Raw genomic sequence first — 15,755 nt, 5'->3', positions numbered from 1 at the left:
CAATGCTGATGAAAACGAACAGGACAACAAGACATGACAGATCAAAGCTACCAACTTCTCGAAGTCGCCAACGGCAAGCCAATCAAACTCTGGACCGAAGGCGTTCCGGTAGAAAACGAAGCCCGCGCACAGTTGATGAACACGGCGAAAATGCCTTTCATCTTCAAGCATCTGGCAGTGATGCCTGACGTGCATCTGGGCAAGGGGTCGACTATCGGCAGCGTGATTCCAACAGTTGGCGCGATCATTCCGGCGGCGGTGGGCGTCGACATCGGCTGCGGCATGATCGCTGCGCGTACGTCGCTGACCGCCGCTGATTTGCCCGACAACCTGCACGGCCTGCGCAGCGCCATTGAGCAAGCGGTGCCCCATGGCCGCAGTTCGAATCGTTCACGGCGAGACAAAGGCGCGTGGGATGAGATTCCCCAGCAAGCCGATCAGGCCTGGGCGGGTTTGCAGCCACGCTTCAAATTGATCACCGACAAGTATCCGAAACTGGCCAACACCAACAACCGTGGGCACTTGGGGACACTTGGCAGCGGCAACCACTTCATCGAAGTGTGCCTGGATGAAGCCAACCGGGTCTGGTTCATGTTGCACAGTGGCTCGCGTGGCGTCGGCAACGCCATCGGCAACCTGTTCATCCAGATGGCCCAAGCCGATATGCGTCAGCACATCGCCAACCTGCCGGACCGTGACCTGGCCTATTTCGAAGAAGGCAGCCGACATTTTGATGATTATGTGGAGGCGGTGGGCTGGGCGCAGGATTTCGCCAGACAGAACCGCGAACTGATGATGCGCGCGGTGATTCAGGCGACGCGGCAGATCATTCGCAAGCCTTTCGAGGTCGCGCTGGAGGCGGTCAACTGCCATCACAACTACGTGCAGAAAGAGCGGCATTTTGGTGAAGACGTGCTGATTACCCGCAAAGGTGCGGTGTCAGCGAAGAAGGGCGAACTGGGGATAATTCCGGGCTCGATGGGTGCTAAAAGCTTCATCGTTCGCGGCTTGGGCAACGAGGAGTCGTTCAGTTCCTGCAGTCATGGCGCCGGGCGGACCATGAGCCGTACCAAGGCAAAAAATACCTTCACCATTGCCGATCAGATTCGCGCCACCGCCCACGTGGAGTGCCGCAAGGACGAAGCGGTGATCGACGAGATTCCGATGGCCTACAAGGACATCGACAAAGTCATGCACGCCCAGCGCGAGCTGGTGGAAGTGCTGCATACCCTGCGGCAAGTGGTGTGCGTCAAAGGATAAGCAACTGCCGGCTGGCGAGAGCGCTTGTAGCCCCCGTTTTCCGCTGCACCGGTTCATCGCGGCTGAGCTTGACCTCGAAGTCCCGATATTACTTGGAACTCGGCAAGATTCGTAACGGCAGTATCGACACCACAGGAATATCGTCGGGCTGTACGCATAAGGATTGGCAATGAAAGAAATAATTGAACTGGACGGCGCCATTGGTGGCGGTCAGGTGTTGCGCAGTGCGCTGAGCCTGTCGATGGTGACAGGCCGGGCGTTTCGCATTAAACAGATCCGCGCCAGACGCAGCCGTCCGGGATTGCTGCGTCAGCATCTGACGGCCGTGTTGGCAGCGGCCGAGGTTTGTGATGCACAGATCTGCGATGCGCATCTGGGTTCGCAGGCCTTGAGCTTCGAACCTGGCGCAATCCGCGCCGGCAACTTCGAGTTCGCCATGGGCACGGCGGGCAGTTGCACGCTGGTGCTACAGACGCTGTTGCCGGCCTTGTTGCGGGCGCCGAAGGCCAGTCGAGTGACGATCTCTGGTGGCACGCACAATCCGCTGGCGCCCCCGACTGATTTTCTTTCGCGCAGTTGGCTACCGCTGCTGCGGCGCATGGGCGGCGATGTCGAGCTGGACTTGCTGCGTCATGGATTTGTGCCGGCCGGCGGTGGCGAAATAGAGGTCAGGGTGCAGCCGTCGCGCCTGACGCGACTGGATCTGTGTGAGCGCGGCGAGGCGATTTCACAACAGGCTCTGGCGCTGACCGCCGGACTTGCGCCTAGCGTTGCCCAGCGAGAACTGAGCCAAGTGGCCAAGCGGTTGAACTGGCCTGCGGAGGCGCTGCAACCGGTGACGCTTGATCCGGCACGCGGTCCGGGCAATGTGTTATTGCTGGAATACGTTTTCGAGGATGTCACTGAGGTGTTCAGCGCATTTGGCCAAGTGTCGTTGCGCGCCGAGAAGGTCGCCGATGCCGCGATCAATCAGGCTGTCGACTGGTTGCGCAGTAATGCTGCGGTCGCTGAACACCTGGCCGATCAGTTGCTGTTGCCAATGGCGCTGGCCGGTGGCGGATCGTTTACCACGCCGCGCATGACCGATCATCTGCGCAGCAACATCGAGGTCATTCAGATGTTCTTGCCAGTTCGTATCGATTGCCGGGAGGAGGGCGGCGATCGCCTGCGGATAGAAATTTTTCAAACCGATCACCAGTCGCTCGCAACCCCTGAAGCAGTTGCAAAACCTCACTGAGAGCGCCGCTAGCCTTGAGCCATTAGCACATCCGACCTAATTGCCCCTGTACCGGCTCGACTTTAAAGTCCTTTCGCTTGGCAGCTTATTGCCAGAACTTCTCCGGTATGAAAATCAAAAAGGTCGATCTGCATGAACTCAACAAGGACTATTCCGGTTCTCGCTTTATTCGCAACATTGGCGCTCGCGGTTACGGGATGCCAGACCGTCAAACCGGGAGAGAGTGATCTCAAGAATCGCGCACAGACCACCATCGGCAAACCCGTGATCAAGGTTTCAAACATCCGCAGCGACTTCAATACAACCTTCTATACCGCTCAGACCGAAAGCGGTGAATATACGTGCGAACTGCCGAGCGGCCCAATGGTTGCGCTGGGTTCGATGGGCATGGGACTGGGCGCTCAGTGCACCAAGCAATGAGGAATCAGTCTCTGCGACGCTAAAAAAAGGCCAATGTCGATGACATTGGCCTTTTTATTTACCGGAGCCCCTACTGAGCAGGTTTTTTCTGCAGATCTTCGGAGTCGCTCGACGTCGCGGCATCCTTTTCCGTCTCATGCGGCTCTGAGCCCGCGTTGGCGCCTGATGACTCTTCGCCTTTCTTGTTCGCCTTCTCATCATGATCGCGAGAGCTTTCTGCGTGATTGACCCCAGGCAGGGCGGTCGCAGGGGTGGCGGCACCCGCTGTCGTTTCCGCTGCCCAGGCGTGGAGCGGGCTGATCAGGCACAGGCTGAAAAACGACAGGGCGAATATTTTCTTGTTCATCACTTGGGCCTTCTGCGCGGTGGGATGTACTGCGTTTGATAAGTCTGCCTGGCAAAGGTGCGCGGTATTGGACGAGTGGCGAATTTCGCCTGATGAAAAATATCCCGATAGCAGGCAAATTGCTGGCCCCCAGGCCCAATGCACCCCGGCAAAATCGCCTTTTTTCAAAAGGTTAGGTTGGCTATATGCGGACGATTGTCATCACCGTTGCGATGCTTTCCCTGGCTTTGATCGCCTCGGGAGCGCAGGCAAAAGAGTTAAGCAAGGGCCATCGCTTTGCCTGCACTTGGGGCTCGGACATTGCTGCCGGTGCGCAGCAATCCAAGCTGTCCGGCGTTTCGCTGTATGGCGCGCGCAAGCAATTGCAGGTTCGGCGGTTCCAGCAGCCATGGATGCGCATGACCGCAATGGGGATTACCGAGCAGACCTACAACAGCAGTTCGAAGCTCAAACCGGCAGCGGTCAAGCAGACCTATTACGAACAATGCGTACGCCACGAACTAGCCCGGCGTTGATGCTGGATTACCAAGCCTGACCGGAAAGCTCAAGAGTCGCGGGAGCGCTTGACCGGTGCCGGCCCGGCAATACGCGGCAACGGTTTGGTCTGCATCAACGCATCCAGAGCCTTGCGATACCCTTGGCCGCCCAGTGCCATGCTGTTGTTATGAGTTGCTCCAGGCACCAGCAACAGGCGTTTGGGCTGCTCAGCGGCATTGAACAATTGTTCGCTGAAGCGCGGCGGTACGAAGGCATCAGCCATGCCATGCACCACCAGCAGCGGCATATGAATGTCGGCTATCTTGTCGATGGAATCGAATTTCTGCGACAGCAGCCAGCGCACCGGTAGCGAGGTCTTCGCCACGGCGGCGGCCACATCGGCCAGCGAGGTGAAGGTCGATTCAATGACCAGCCCGCGCACCGGCAGAGGCGTGTGGTTGCGCGCGGCATTCTTCCCAAGCTCAGCCGCCAGATCGATCGCCACAGCGCCGCCGAGAGAATGTCCGTAGATCAGGCGCTTGTTCGGGTCCGGTTGCAGCAGCTGGAAGCGCTCCCAAGCTACGCGGGCATCTTCATAAACACTGCTTTCGGATGGTAAGTCGCCCTTGCTCTGGCCGAACCCACGATAGTCGATAGCCAGCACCGAATAGCCCGCCGCGCGCAGTTGCTCGATGCGGAACAACTGCCCGGTGAGGTTCCAGCGCACGCCATGCAAATAAAGGATTGCCGGCGCATTGGCACGTTCCGCCGGCCACCACCAGGCATGGATGTTCTGCCCGGCCTTGAAGCTTTTCGGTTGCAGATCGAGTTCCTGAACGCTGCCGGGCAGGCCGCGATACCAGCCGGCGGTGCCCGGTTCGATACGAAACAGCAGTTTGCGCTCGGTGTGTTCCAGCACCGCACAACTCGTCGGCACGCCAATGATCAGCGCCGCCATCATGGCAAACGCCAGGCGGCGGCGTCGCAGACGAGTCAGGAAGGAAAGGAACATTAATCGTTTCACCACGGCGCAGACAAAGAACGCTTTTTACCAGATGCCTCGGTCTGCGCGTGACTGTTTTTCGACCACCGTGCATGGGCAACGATTACAAGATGCTGCAATCGCTCACGCCACCTGCAGCACAATCTTGCCGATATGATCGCCGCCCTCCATGCGGGCATGAGCCTGCGCCGCGTCAGCCAGCGGGTAAACCTTGTCGATGATCGGCAGGCAGCGCCCGGCGGCGAGGGCTGGCCACACATGTTCCTGCAGTTGATCGGCGATGGCGGCTTTCTCCGCAGCGGTGCGCGCGCGCAGCAGCGAACCGGTGACCACCGCGCGTTTGCCAAGGATCGCCAGCAAATCAACATCGTTGGCGCGGGCGCCGCCGAGGAAGCCAAGCATCACCAGTCTTCCATCCATCGCCAGTGCGCTGATGTTGCCGTTCAGATACGAGCCACCCATGATGTCGAGGATCACATTCACGCCCTGATCTGCCGTCTTCTCGGCAATGACCTTGGCGAAATCCTCCTCCCGGTAGTTGATCGGCTGCCCGCCCAATCGGCTGATCGCTGCGCATTTTGCAGCGCTGCCAGCGGTAGCGAACGCCTCGATGCCGAATTCACGACAGAGCATCAGCGCCGTGGTACCGATGCCGCTGGTGCCGCCGTGAATCAGCACCCGCTGGCCCGACTGGGCGCCGCCGAGGCCGAACAGGTTGGCCCATACAGTGAAAAACGTTTCCGGAATCGCGGCGGCCTGAACCCAGTCGATACCATCCGGCACAGGCAATGTCTGCCCGGCTGGAACCGCGCAATATTCGGCGTAGCCGCCGCCATTGGTCAGTGCGCACACACGATCGCCGACCGCGAACCGCGTTACTCCGGCACCCAGTGCAACCACTTCGCCAGCCACTTCCAGGCCGGGGATCGGGTCCATGCCGGGTTTCATCGGATATTTGCCGGCGCGCTGGAGGGCATCCGGACGGTTGATGCCGGCAGCGTGAACGCGGATCAGCACTTGGCCTTCGGCAACACTTGGCAGAGGCACGCGCTTGGCTTGCAACACTTCAGGGCCGCCGGGTTCGGTAATTTCGATACGGGTCATTTCATTGGGCAGTGACATTGTCGATTCCTGTGAAAAAGGTCGTGTAGATGGGAGCGCTGGCAACGCGCAATGATTCCCTTCAGTTCGCCGCGCAACGGGTTTCAGGCGCCGAGGGCAGCCAGCGCATGGCTTGCTCCAGCAGCAGGGCAACCACGATCGCGCCGGCGGCGATCACAAACAGCAGCGTGTGCCGGCCGCCCGAAGCGTTGAACAGTGCCGAATAGGCAAACCCCGCCAGTGCCTGAAAAGTGGCGAACGACACGGTGGCGCGGCTCCAGGCGATCTGTTGGCGGTGATGCGACGGCACCAGTTCATGCACGCGGGCCAAGGCCAGGGGAACGATGCCCGGCGGGAACGAGCCGAGAATCACCGCCAGTAAGGCCAGCGTCAGAAATGAATGGGAGACGGCCAGCAAACCGAGGGCGATGGCTTGCACTACCAACACCAGTCGAATACCAGTGCGGGCGCCAAGCTGGTCGGCCAGGAAGCCGTAAGTCACCGGCCCGACAATCGCCCCCAGGCCATACATGACCCAGACCATTGCGCCGATATGCGCCCCGGCGCCCAAGCCGCGAGCCACGTAATCCACCAGAAACACCATGGCAGGCACCAGCCCGGCCGCCATGAATGCGTATTGAGCGAACAACAGGTAAACGCCCGGCGGTGTCGGCTCATCAGTCGACGTTGCGTGCGCAGCCACGGCATGCGTGGTATCCGCAGGCCAGCCGTACCAGCTCAACGCGGTCAGCAATAGCGCCAGCGTGCCCAGTCCCAGCCAGGTTGCCTGCAAGCCAAGAGTCAGCAGTGGCGGCACGATAGTGCCGGAGCCGGCAATCCCCAGGCCGATGCCAAGGAAGATTGCGCCACTGGCCAAGCCTCTGCGAGCAGCTGGAACGTGAGGCAGCACGGTTGCCGCCACCAGCACCATGATCGCGCCTCCGGCAATGCCGGACAGCAAGCGCCAGCCGAAGAACCAGCTCACCGACAACGGGTAAGCACAGGCAAAAAATGCTGCCGTGACCGCCAGCATCATCAGGCGCAAAGCATTGCGGTTGCCAAGCCGATGAGCCATGGGACGACCGAGCAGGGCACCGATCAAATAGCCGACGAGATTGGCCGCCCCGAGATAGACGACATCATTGGCCGAAAACCACTGCGCCTGAATCAGCGAAGGGATCAAAGGCGTGTAAGCGAAGCGCGCCAGGCCGATGCTGACCAGGCTGGCGCAAAGTCCGGCGAAGATCGGCAGCCAGATGCCGGAAGAGTTTGCAGTACGCATGATAGCGATCTCATCAGAGGTGTATGGCGCTCAGCTTATCGGCTATCGTTGCTGCGCATGCGCAGCGATTAAGCGTCAGAGTGATGCAAAAATGCTTCTGGGAGAGCCGGCATGAATTGGGATGATGCGCGAGTATTTCTAACGGTTTGCAGGGAGTCGACTTTGCGCGGTGCGGCGCGTGTTCTGGGCGTGGACCAGGCCACTGTAGGACGGCGCATCACCGCGCTGGAAAAGTCTTTGAGCGCAACGCTGTTCCTGCGCACGTCTGACGGCTATGCGTTGACGGCCGTAGGTGAAGCGGCGCTCAGGAGTGTCGAAAAAATGGAGCATTCGGCGCTGGAACTGGAGCGGCACATCCATGGGCTGGATGATCGTCTGACCGGTAATGTTCGGGTCAGCACCACCGACTCGCTGGCCATCGACTTCATCATCCCGGCGATGGCGCGCCTGCATGATCAGCATCCGGATGTGCAGATTCAGCTGGATGCGTCGACGCAGATTCTCAGTCTGGCCAAGCGCGAGGCAGATATCGCCGTGCGCAATACCCGTCCGGATAACCCGGATCTAATCGCCCGGCGAATCGCCCGCTGGCCTGTAGGACTCTTCGCAGCGCAGGCCTATGTCGACCGCCGTGGCGAACCGCAGCCCGGCAGTGCTTTCGAGGGGCATGATCTGGTGGTGTATCAGCCCTATCTGCAGAGCAAAAAAGATTTGACGCTGGTCTCCGAACCGTTGAACAAAGGGCGCATGGTCGCGACGCTCAGTTCCAGCCTGTTGGTGCGTCGCTCACTTGCCGCCGGCCTGGGGGTAGGGGAAATTCCGGTGTACATGGGCGAGCGCGACGGCCTGGTCAGACTCTGGCCGGAGCGGACCCGGCCGTTGCCGTATGAAGTGTGGCTGGTCACCCACGCCGACCTGCGTCACACCGCGCGGGTGCGGGCCGTTATCGAACAGATCGTTGAGGCGTTTGCGCTGGAAAACCAATAATGGATGCAGGGTTTTGCCAAGGCTACAACGTCTGACGAAACAGCCTACGTCCGAGGCAGAATGGGCCGGCTTGCCGTCGACACTGATGAATTCTATTGTGACCGCAGCTCGATGCAGACCCCAGGCCCGCATCGAAACGAAGCGCCAGGGAAGGCCTCGGTAGCCATGGAAAGGTGTTGAATTGAAATTCAGGGAAGTGAGTCAATATGCAGTCACGGACAGATCAGACGCAGGTCGGGACAGGCAAATCATGAGCACCTTAAGCCGTGAAGAATTCGATGCCAGGATAGAAACCATCGAGACGAGAATGGACGGCCGCGTAGCAGAAATGCGCGCCGACATTCGCGGATTCCTCGCTGCTCAGGCAGAGCAGAACAAGGTCTATCTTGAACGGGACAGGGCCCTACAGGAACGGGACAAGCGTTATGACCTGATGTGGATGGGCGTGCAGAAAATTGCCGACGAATCGCGGGAAGCGATCAGGCAGGCATCAACGGTAAAGGCCAACTATTGGGCTGCCACCACCGTGCATTTCCTCGGCGTGGCTTCCTTGCTGGTAGGCGCGCATTTCGCCAATCAGGCGGCGGTGTTGACCACAATACAAACCACGCTGGCGGCGATTCAGATCGGCAAAGAGGTGTCCGTCCCCCACCCAGTCGCACGACCCACAACGGTGCCGCCGCCATGAAAAACGGCCTTCATTGGAAGGCCGTTCTGCAGCGCGCCAAATCATGGCATTTCCGGCAACTCCTGTGGGCGCAGGTCGAATACCAGCACTTCGGCATCGACACCGTTGCTCAACGTAAGCAGCTGTTCTTCACGAACCCGCACGCCGTCGCCTTCCTGCAAGGTCTGGCCGTTGAGTTCGACGCTGCCACGCGCAACGTGCACGTAAGCGTAACGATTGGCCGGCAATTGCAGCGTGGCGCTTTCCTCGCCGTCAAATAACCCGGCGTAGACCCGCGCATCCTGACGGACTTTCAGGGAGCCGTTGCTGCCATCCGGCGAGATGATCAGTTGCAGGCGACCACGTTTTTTCTGCGCGCTGAAGTGTTCCTGTTGATAGCGCGGCTTGGCGCCGCTGACATCCGGCACGATCCAGATTTGCAGAAAGTGCACGGGCTTGGTGGCCGAGTGGTTGAACTCGCTGTGCGCCACTCCGCTGCCGGCGCTCATCAACTGCACATCGCCGGGGCGGATCACCGAGCCAGTACCGAGGGTGTCCTTGTGCTCCAGCGCGCCTTCGAGCACATAGGAAAAGATTTCCATGTCGCGGTGCGGGTGCTGGCCAAAACCTTTGCCGGCGGCGACCCGGTCATCGTTGATCACCAGCAGATCGGAGAAACCCTGTTCACGCGGGTTGCGGTAGCTGGCGAAAGAGAAGGTGTGAAACGACTTCAACCAGCCGTGATTGGCGAGGCCGCGATCGGAGGCTTTGCGAAGAGTCAGCATGATGAAATCTCCTGGCGGGACGTGAATTCGTCCGAGTGAGGAGAAGGTTACTGGTTACCCGGCGAGGCAATAAGTAGATGGAAATTGAAAGACTGTCCGGCTCAGGTTGACAGTTTTGCGTTAAGGTTCACGCACTCGGTTACGCTCATCACGACTCAGTTGGCCATAATGCCCCGGCTGTAGCGTGCGTATTGACCCTTGAATATGTGTGATGCCTCCCATGAAGACCGTGGCAATGGTGCTGTTCCCTGACTTTCTGATGCTCGACATGGCCGGGCCGCTGGAAGTGTTTTCAGTCGCCAACCGTTATCTGAAACCTGATTTGCACTATCAACTGACGACTCTAGGCACGCAGCGCGGCTTGCTGAGGGCTTCCAATGGTGTACAGGTCCAGGCTGATCTGCACATCGACGAAGCGGCGGAGCGCTATGACCTGTTATTGGTGCCCGGTGGACCCGGCGCCTACAACCAGAGGTTTCCCGAGCTGTTCGCCTGGTTGAAAAACGCCGTACCGCGCGCCGAACGCTACGGTTCGATTTGCACTGGCGCATTCATCCTCGGTCATGCCTGTCTGCTTGACGGGTATCGCGTCACCACGCACTGGAATTACACCGAGCGCCTGATCAAGGCCTTTCCGAACACCACGGTGACCACCGATCAGATCTATGTCGAGGATCGCAATCTCATCACTTCCGGTGGCGTGACCGCCGGCATCGATCTGGCGCTGGCGGTGGTGGCCCGGGATCACGGCAAGAAAATCGCCCAGGACGTGGCCAAGGTCTTGTTGGTGGTCATGAAGCGCCAGGGCGGACAAGCGCAGTTCAGCCCTTTGATGGCGGCAGTCTCTCCGCAAGAGACGCCCATCACCCGCGCGCAGAATTACGTGCTTGAACACCTGGAAGAAGCTTTCACCGTCGAGCGCATGGCCGGTTTGGCGAACATGAGCGCACGCCACTTCGCTCGTCTGTTTACTCGTGACGTCAACATGACGCCGATGGAGTTCCTGCAGAACGCACGTATTGACTGCGCGCGAAACCTGTTGGAGACCAGCGATCTGCCCCTCAAAACCATCGCCTATAAGAGTGGCTTCGGCAGTGTCCGGCACATGCGCTCGCTGTTCGCCGAAAAGCTCGGTCTTACACCGTTACAATACCGGGAACAGTTCAGCTAGAGCGGTTCTGTCCGTCTGGCGCAGCCGGATGTCCGTACTGTGTCGGCTGTGGCGGTTGTATCGTCACGCAAGGGTGCCAAGATGTCTGGCATGAATAATCACAAAGACACAAACCAGGGTTCGGTGCTGCATTTTGGCCCCTACGCCTTTCATGTGCGCCAGCGTCTGGTCCTTGAAGGAGAGCAGGCGCTGCGCATGGGCGGGCGCGCCATGGACATTCTGCAGGTGCTGCTCGATAACGCGGGCGAGGTGGTCAGCAAAGAGCAATTGATTGCTCAAGTGTGGCCGACGTCGATCGTCGAAGAGATCAACCTGCGGGTGCACATCGCGGCACTGCGGCGCGCACTGGGCGATGGCAGCAACGGGCAGCGTTACATCATTCACGTGGCGCACTGCGGCTACAGTTTTGTCGCCCCGGTAGAGCAGGGCATAAATGACGCGCTGCCCATGCCCGCCGCCGCACTCACGCCGCTGCACAATCTTCCCGCACGACTGACGCCAGTCAGTGGGCGCGATGCCCTGGTCGGTAGTCTGGTTCGACAAATGCCGGTGTGCCGCTTGATGACAATTACCGGTGCGCCGGGTGTTGGCAAAACTACTGTCGCACTGCGCGTGGCGGAATTGCTGCTGCAGTACTTTCGCGATGGCGCCTGGTGGATCGACCTTGCTGGCCTCGAAGACGACAAGCCGCTGCTCGAACACTTGTTACACACCCTGAAGACAGACTTTTTCACGCTGACCGGCCGCCACGCGTTGTTGGTGCTGGATAACTGCGATCACCAGCGCGACAGCTGCCCGGCGCTGGTCGAAACCCTGTTGCACGCTGCGCCTCGTCTGTCGATTCTGGTCACTGGCCGCGAAGCCTTGCACGTTGCGCAGGAGGCCGTTCATTACGTCCCGCTGCTGGCGATTCCCAAGCGCTCGACATTGAACAGCGTCGAAGAAGCCATGAGCTATCCGGCGGTGCAGTTGTTGGTCAATCGCGCGCGGGCGCGGCAGCATGGCTTCAGTTTGCGTCAACAGGATTTACCGGGCGTGCGCGAAATCTGTCGTCAACTGGACGGTCTGCCGCTGGCGATCGAACTCGCCGCTGCGCACATCGACGCACTGGGTTTGGTCGGCTTACAGGCACAGGTTGAAAACGGTTTGCAGTTGCTTGGCCAAGGCCGGCGCACCGCGGAACCGCGCCATCAGTCGATGGCCGCCGCGATCGATTGGAGCTTTCAGTGCCTGACGGAAATGGAACAGCGAGTGCTGCTGCGGCTGTCGGTGTTCAGCACGGGCTTTACCCTGGAAGCCGCACTGAGTGTGATCAGCAGCGTGGATCTGGCCGGTTCCAGGCTAAGCGCGATAATCGAAGGGTTGGCACGCAAATCGTTGTTGATCCAGCAACCCATCCACGCGACGGTCCGCTATTGGATGCTCAACACCGTGCGCCGCTATGCTCGTGACCGGTTCGAGCGCAGCGACGACAAGTCTGAACTGCAACAGCGCCATGCGCGCTATCTCAACCGCACGCGCACTGCATCAGGCCGGACATTGCTCGCGCAGGCTGTCGAGTAGCAGACGCACCTTGCGCAAGTCCGGCGTGGTGAAGCCTTCGGTGAAGCGCTGGTAGATCGGGTTTAGTAATTGGAGCGCTTCGCGATGGCGGAACTGGCGTTGCCACAGTTCAGCAAGATCCGTGGCGCTGCGCAGTTCCCAGGCAAGCGCGCCTTGGCTTCTGGCGATGGTCAGCGCTTGTTGCAGCGTTCGTTCGGCTTCCCGGGTTGCAGCGGTGTCGGAGAGGGCCGATTCGCGAGCAGGCTCGCTCCCACAGCAATCCGCACCCAACTGAGAATCTACCCCCGACACCGACCCCTTGTGGGAGCGAGCCTGCTCGCGAAGGGGCCTCTCTGAACCCTTCAACAATGCCGCCGCCCGCGCGCGCAATATCTCCGCCGCACTCCATCCCGCATCGCCGCTATATGCCCGCTCCACCAGTGCCTCATCGACAAAGCGCTCATTCAGCGTAACCATGACTTCGCGGATCAGACCGCTGCTCTGCGCTGACACAGGCGCGGCATTATCCGGATCGATCACCTGCGCGTAGTGCCGACCCCAATTATTGAACAGCAGCACCGAATGCTTCTGCGATTGCTCCAGCAGCAACTGCAGCAGGGCGCGGGAGTTTTCGCGGTCGCCGTTGTAATGGGCGATCAGACAACTGGCCAGCGCCAGGGTGTAGCAGATCGATGTGCCATGGTTGATCTGCACGGCGATGTCCAGCGCCTGTCGCGCGGCGCGCCAGGCCTGCTCTGGCAGACCCTGCAGCCACAGCACTCGGGCGAGCACGGTCAACGAGGCAACACTCTGGTCGTATTGCACGCCGAAACCATGGGTGAAGCGATTGAGATGACCGCTGTGGGCCATGCGTTGCAGCACCTGCTCGGCATGCACGCGTGCCTGCGGTTGGTCGCCTGCGTAATGCAGGGCCAACACCCGCAAGCGATGTGTGCTCAGTGACAGCAGCGGCTCGCCGTGCAGGCCGATGCGGTCGAACTGCTCACTTTGGGCCAAAGCCATGCGGTAATGCCCGCAACTCAGATTGACCGCCATGTGCCCGGACACCGCACGCAGTTGTCCGGCGAGATCGCCGTGTTTCTCGGCCAATCGGCAGGCGTCGACGAAAGCCTGGATGGTTTGTGGCGTGCCGCCCCAGGTGTGATAGCTGGCGCTGCCGAGCGCCAGTTTCAGGGCGATTTGCAGGCGAGGGCAGGGCACAGATGTTTCCTTGAGCAGCATCAGTGCGCGGCGCACGTAGCGGCTGTAATCGCGCAGCAGCGACAGCTCCTGCCACAACGGTGCCGAAGCGGCTGCCAGTTGCACGCCCAGCTCATCCGGTCCCGGCCCGTTGAGACTCCAATCCAGCGCCGCGCGCAAATCCTCCAGGCCCCGGGCATAGCGTTCCATCCACAGCACGGTCGGGGTGTTGTCCCAATCCGCTTGCGCCTGTTGCATCAATGTCAGGCAGCGCTCGGCGTGGCGTAGGCGGGTTGCGCTGAGCTCGTCGGCCTGTTCGAGTTTTTCCAGTGCGTAGTGGCGCGTAGTGTCGAGCAAGCGGTAGAAAACATCTTCATCACCTACTTCGACGCTCAGCAGGGATTTGGCCACCAGTTGCGTGACTGCGTTGAACACCGCTCCGGGGTCGATCTGTTGACCAATGACCACTGCCGCTGCAGAGGCGAGGGTGAAACTGCCGCGGAAAATCCCCAGACGGCGCAGACAGGTTTGCTCGCAGACGTTGAGCAGGTTGAAACTCCAGTCCATCGTCGCGCGCAGGGTCAGGTGGCGCTCGGCACTGCTGTGTTGTCGGGCTGACAGCGGCGGCAAACCGTCGCGCAACTGCTTGAGCAATCCGTCCATGCCCAATTCGCTGACCTGCGCGGCGGCAAGTTCCAGTGCCAGCGGAATGCCGTCCAGGCGCTGGCAGATTTCGATCGCTTGCGGCAGCTCGGCGTGGCTCAGTTGAAAGCTTTCCCGCGCCGCCGTGGCGCGTTCGACAAACAATTGCATCGCAGCAAAGCCCAGCGCCTCGTTCGGCTCCATCGGGGTCGACATGGACGGGCATTCGAGGGATTGCAGACGCTGCACGAATTCGCCCTCAGCGCGCAGGCTCTCGCGGCTGGTCGCGAGGATATGCACCTTGGGCGCGCCGCGCAGAATCTGCTCGCTGAGCGCCGCGACCGCATCGATCAGGTGCTCGCAGTTGTCGATTACCAGCAGCATTTGCCGATCACGCAGGCCGTCGACCAGACACGCTTGCGCATCACCTGCCGGCGCGGACAGATCGAGCAGTGTGGCCATGTGCGAGCCGATCAGCGCAGGATCGGCGATCGGCGCCAGATCCACCAGGCGGATGCCGTCGCGATACTTGCCGATCAATTGCTCGGCAACTCGCAGGGCGACCGTGGTCTTGCCGATGCCGCCGGGGCCGATCAGGGTGATGCAGCGTCGGCGCGGCAGTTGCGCGATCAGGTGATCGACCACCGGCTGGCGACCGATCATTCGCGTACGGCGCAGCGGCAGGTTGTGTCTGGCCACAGCGACCGCAGGTTTCTGTTCGATGCTGTCGAGCACAATCGGTGCGACAAAACTGTAGCCGCGCTGCGCCACGGTGACGATATAGCGCTGCCCGTTCTGCCCGTCGCCCAGCGCCTTGCGCAGCGCCGCCATGTGCACGCGCAGGTTGATGTCTTCAACGACACTGTCTGGCCAGACGCCAGTCATCAGTTGCTGTTTGCTCACCACTTCGCCTGCGTGGGCCAGCAAAATCAGGAGGATGTCCATCGCCCGCCGTCCCAGGCGCAAAGGCTGTTGGCCTTCAATCAGCAGTCGTTGCCCGGGATGAATCCGATAGGGGCCAAACGCAATGGCCTGATTCGGGGAAAAGCTCAACAGCGCGCTCCTGCGGTAATGCGGCGGACAGGGCGAATCAGTCCCTGGCGCATGCGCAGGCCTTCTGATCCGGGGTGTCCGGGCATAATCCTCAGGTTTTGGCATCAGTGCAACGGGTGGCGTAACGGCAGCAGTCAAAACACCGCAGGTGGCGCGGCGCTGTTGTTCAGCTTGCCCATGACTCGACAGCGCCAGGCGAAGGGATTGATGCCCTCGCTGCGGGTGAACATGTGGCAGAAGTGCGCCTGATCGCAGAAGCCGCATTCCAGACTGATCTGCGTCAGGCTCAGATCGGTGTGCTGGATCAGCAACTTGGCCCGGGCCAGGCGCTGGGCGCGAATCCAGTCCTGTGGCGACAGGCCGGTGCTGCACTTGAACGCGCGGGAGAAATGACTGCGTGACAGTGAACAGGCGCGGGCCAGTTCAGCCACTTCGAGGCTTTCGCCAAGGCGCTCGAGGATCAACTGTTTGATCTGGCGCTCGCGCTGAGGACTGAGTCCGCCAGTCGCGTTTTTCCGTGGTTCGCAGGCAGGGGCGAGGGCGACGGTTTGCTGTAGATAAGCCATGGCCAAGGTCCGTGTC

The 15,755-nt window shown here is 60.5% G+C and carries 15 protein-coding genes; 8 read left to right on the top strand and 7 right to left on the bottom strand.

Going from position 1 to position 15,755, the window contains the following annotated elements; genetic code table 11:
* Positions 1-33: 33 nt before the first annotated feature.
* From GXB78_RS05455 to GXB78_RS05445, 3 genes are all read left to right on the top strand, one after another.
* Complete coding sequence (locus GXB78_RS05455) at positions 34-1,260, top strand: RtcB family protein (protein ID WP_329514640.1); 1,227 nt, start codon at positions 34-36, stop codon at positions 1,258-1,260.
* 169 nt (positions 1,261-1,429) lie between these two features.
* Entirely contained in the window at positions 1,430-2,497 is a 1,068-nt protein-coding gene (gene rtcA / locus GXB78_RS05450; RefSeq protein WP_329514639.1) for an RNA 3'-terminal phosphate cyclase, read from the top strand.
* Between the two features lie 132 nt (positions 2,498-2,629).
* The gene (locus GXB78_RS05445) at positions 2,630-2,917 is read left to right on the top strand and encodes a hypothetical protein (protein WP_329514638.1); all 288 of its coding nucleotides are present in this window, start codon (positions 2,630-2,632) and stop codon (positions 2,915-2,917) included.
* A gap of 70 nt (positions 2,918-2,987) precedes the next feature.
* On the opposite strand, the gene GXB78_RS05440 is transcribed toward GXB78_RS05445, so the two are convergent.
* Positions 2,988-3,263: a hypothetical protein gene (locus GXB78_RS05440; RefSeq protein ID WP_329514637.1), complete on the bottom strand. Its 276-nt coding sequence runs from the start codon at positions 3,261-3,263 to the stop codon at positions 2,988-2,990.
* A gap of 185 nt (positions 3,264-3,448) precedes the next feature.
* Between GXB78_RS05440 and GXB78_RS05435 the strand changes: the two genes are divergently transcribed.
* Positions 3,449-3,778: a hypothetical protein gene (locus GXB78_RS05435; protein WP_329514636.1), complete on the top strand. Its 330-nt coding sequence runs from the start codon at positions 3,449-3,451 to the stop codon at positions 3,776-3,778.
* Between the two features lie 29 nt (positions 3,779-3,807).
* Here GXB78_RS05435 and GXB78_RS05430 read toward each other — a convergent pair whose 3' ends face one another.
* The 3 genes from GXB78_RS05430 to GXB78_RS05420 form a co-directional block, all read right to left on the bottom strand.
* On the bottom strand, positions 3,808-4,752 hold the full coding sequence (locus GXB78_RS05430) for an alpha/beta hydrolase (RefSeq protein WP_329514635.1): 945 nt from the start codon (positions 4,750-4,752) through the stop codon (positions 3,808-3,810).
* A 114-nt stretch (positions 4,753-4,866) separates the two neighbouring features.
* Positions 4,867-5,865 carry an NAD(P)H-quinone oxidoreductase gene (locus GXB78_RS05425; protein ID WP_329514634.1) on the bottom strand — a complete coding sequence of 333 codons (999 nt, stop codon included), beginning with the start codon at positions 5,863-5,865 and terminating at the stop codon, positions 4,867-4,869.
* Between the two features lie 61 nt (positions 5,866-5,926).
* The gene (locus tag GXB78_RS05420) at positions 5,927-7,126 is read right to left on the bottom strand and encodes a YbfB/YjiJ family MFS transporter (protein ID WP_329514633.1); all 1,200 of its coding nucleotides are present in this window, start codon (positions 7,124-7,126) and stop codon (positions 5,927-5,929) included.
* 111 nt (positions 7,127-7,237) lie between these two features.
* Between GXB78_RS05420 and GXB78_RS05415 the strand changes: the two genes are divergently transcribed.
* Positions 7,238-8,113 (top strand): LysR family transcriptional regulator, encoded by an 876-nt coding sequence (locus GXB78_RS05415; RefSeq protein ID WP_329514632.1) that lies wholly within the window; start codon positions 7,238-7,240, stop codon positions 8,111-8,113.
* 250 nt (positions 8,114-8,363) lie between these two features.
* Positions 8,364-8,801 carry a hypothetical protein gene (locus tag GXB78_RS05410; RefSeq protein ID WP_329514631.1) on the top strand — a complete coding sequence of 146 codons (438 nt, stop codon included), beginning with the start codon at positions 8,364-8,366 and terminating at the stop codon, positions 8,799-8,801.
* Between the two features lie 41 nt (positions 8,802-8,842).
* On the opposite strand, the gene GXB78_RS05405 is transcribed toward GXB78_RS05410, so the two are convergent.
* Positions 8,843-9,565 carry a pirin family protein gene (locus GXB78_RS05405; RefSeq protein WP_329514630.1) on the bottom strand — a complete coding sequence of 241 codons (723 nt, stop codon included), beginning with the start codon at positions 9,563-9,565 and terminating at the stop codon, positions 8,843-8,845.
* A 220-nt stretch (positions 9,566-9,785) separates the two neighbouring features.
* On the opposite strand from GXB78_RS05405, the gene GXB78_RS05400 reads away from it, so the two are divergent.
* Positions 9,786-10,736, top strand: a complete 951-nt coding sequence (locus GXB78_RS05400) for a GlxA family transcriptional regulator (protein ID WP_329514941.1) — start codon at positions 9,786-9,788, stop codon at positions 10,734-10,736.
* 90 nt (positions 10,737-10,826) lie between these two features.
* On the top strand, positions 10,827-12,299 hold the full coding sequence (locus tag GXB78_RS05395) for an ATP-binding protein (protein WP_329514629.1): 1,473 nt from the start codon (positions 10,827-10,829) through the stop codon (positions 12,297-12,299).
* On the opposite strand, the gene GXB78_RS05390 is transcribed toward GXB78_RS05395, so the two are convergent.
* Both GXB78_RS05390 and GXB78_RS05385 read right to left on the bottom strand, forming a co-directional pair.
* Positions 12,264-15,173, bottom strand: a complete 2,910-nt coding sequence (locus GXB78_RS05390; protein ID WP_329514628.1) for an ATP-binding protein — start codon at positions 15,171-15,173, stop codon at positions 12,264-12,266. The two genes, GXB78_RS05395 and GXB78_RS05390, sit on opposite strands and share 36 nt — an antisense overlap.
* 134 nt (positions 15,174-15,307) lie before the next feature.
* Positions 15,308-15,739: an AraC family transcriptional regulator gene (locus GXB78_RS05385; protein WP_329514627.1), complete on the bottom strand. Its 432-nt coding sequence runs from the start codon at positions 15,737-15,739 to the stop codon at positions 15,308-15,310.
* Between the last annotated feature and the right edge of the window lie 16 nt (positions 15,740-15,755).

The sequence above is a fragment of the Pseudomonas moraviensis subsp. stanleyae genome, assembly GCF_036283065.1.
Classification (GTDB): domain Bacteria; phylum Pseudomonadota; class Gammaproteobacteria; order Pseudomonadales; family Pseudomonadaceae; genus Aquipseudomonas; species Aquipseudomonas stanleyae.
The sequence above is the reverse complement of the archived record's forward strand: the minus strand, read 5'-3'. Positions and strand labels throughout refer to the sequence as shown.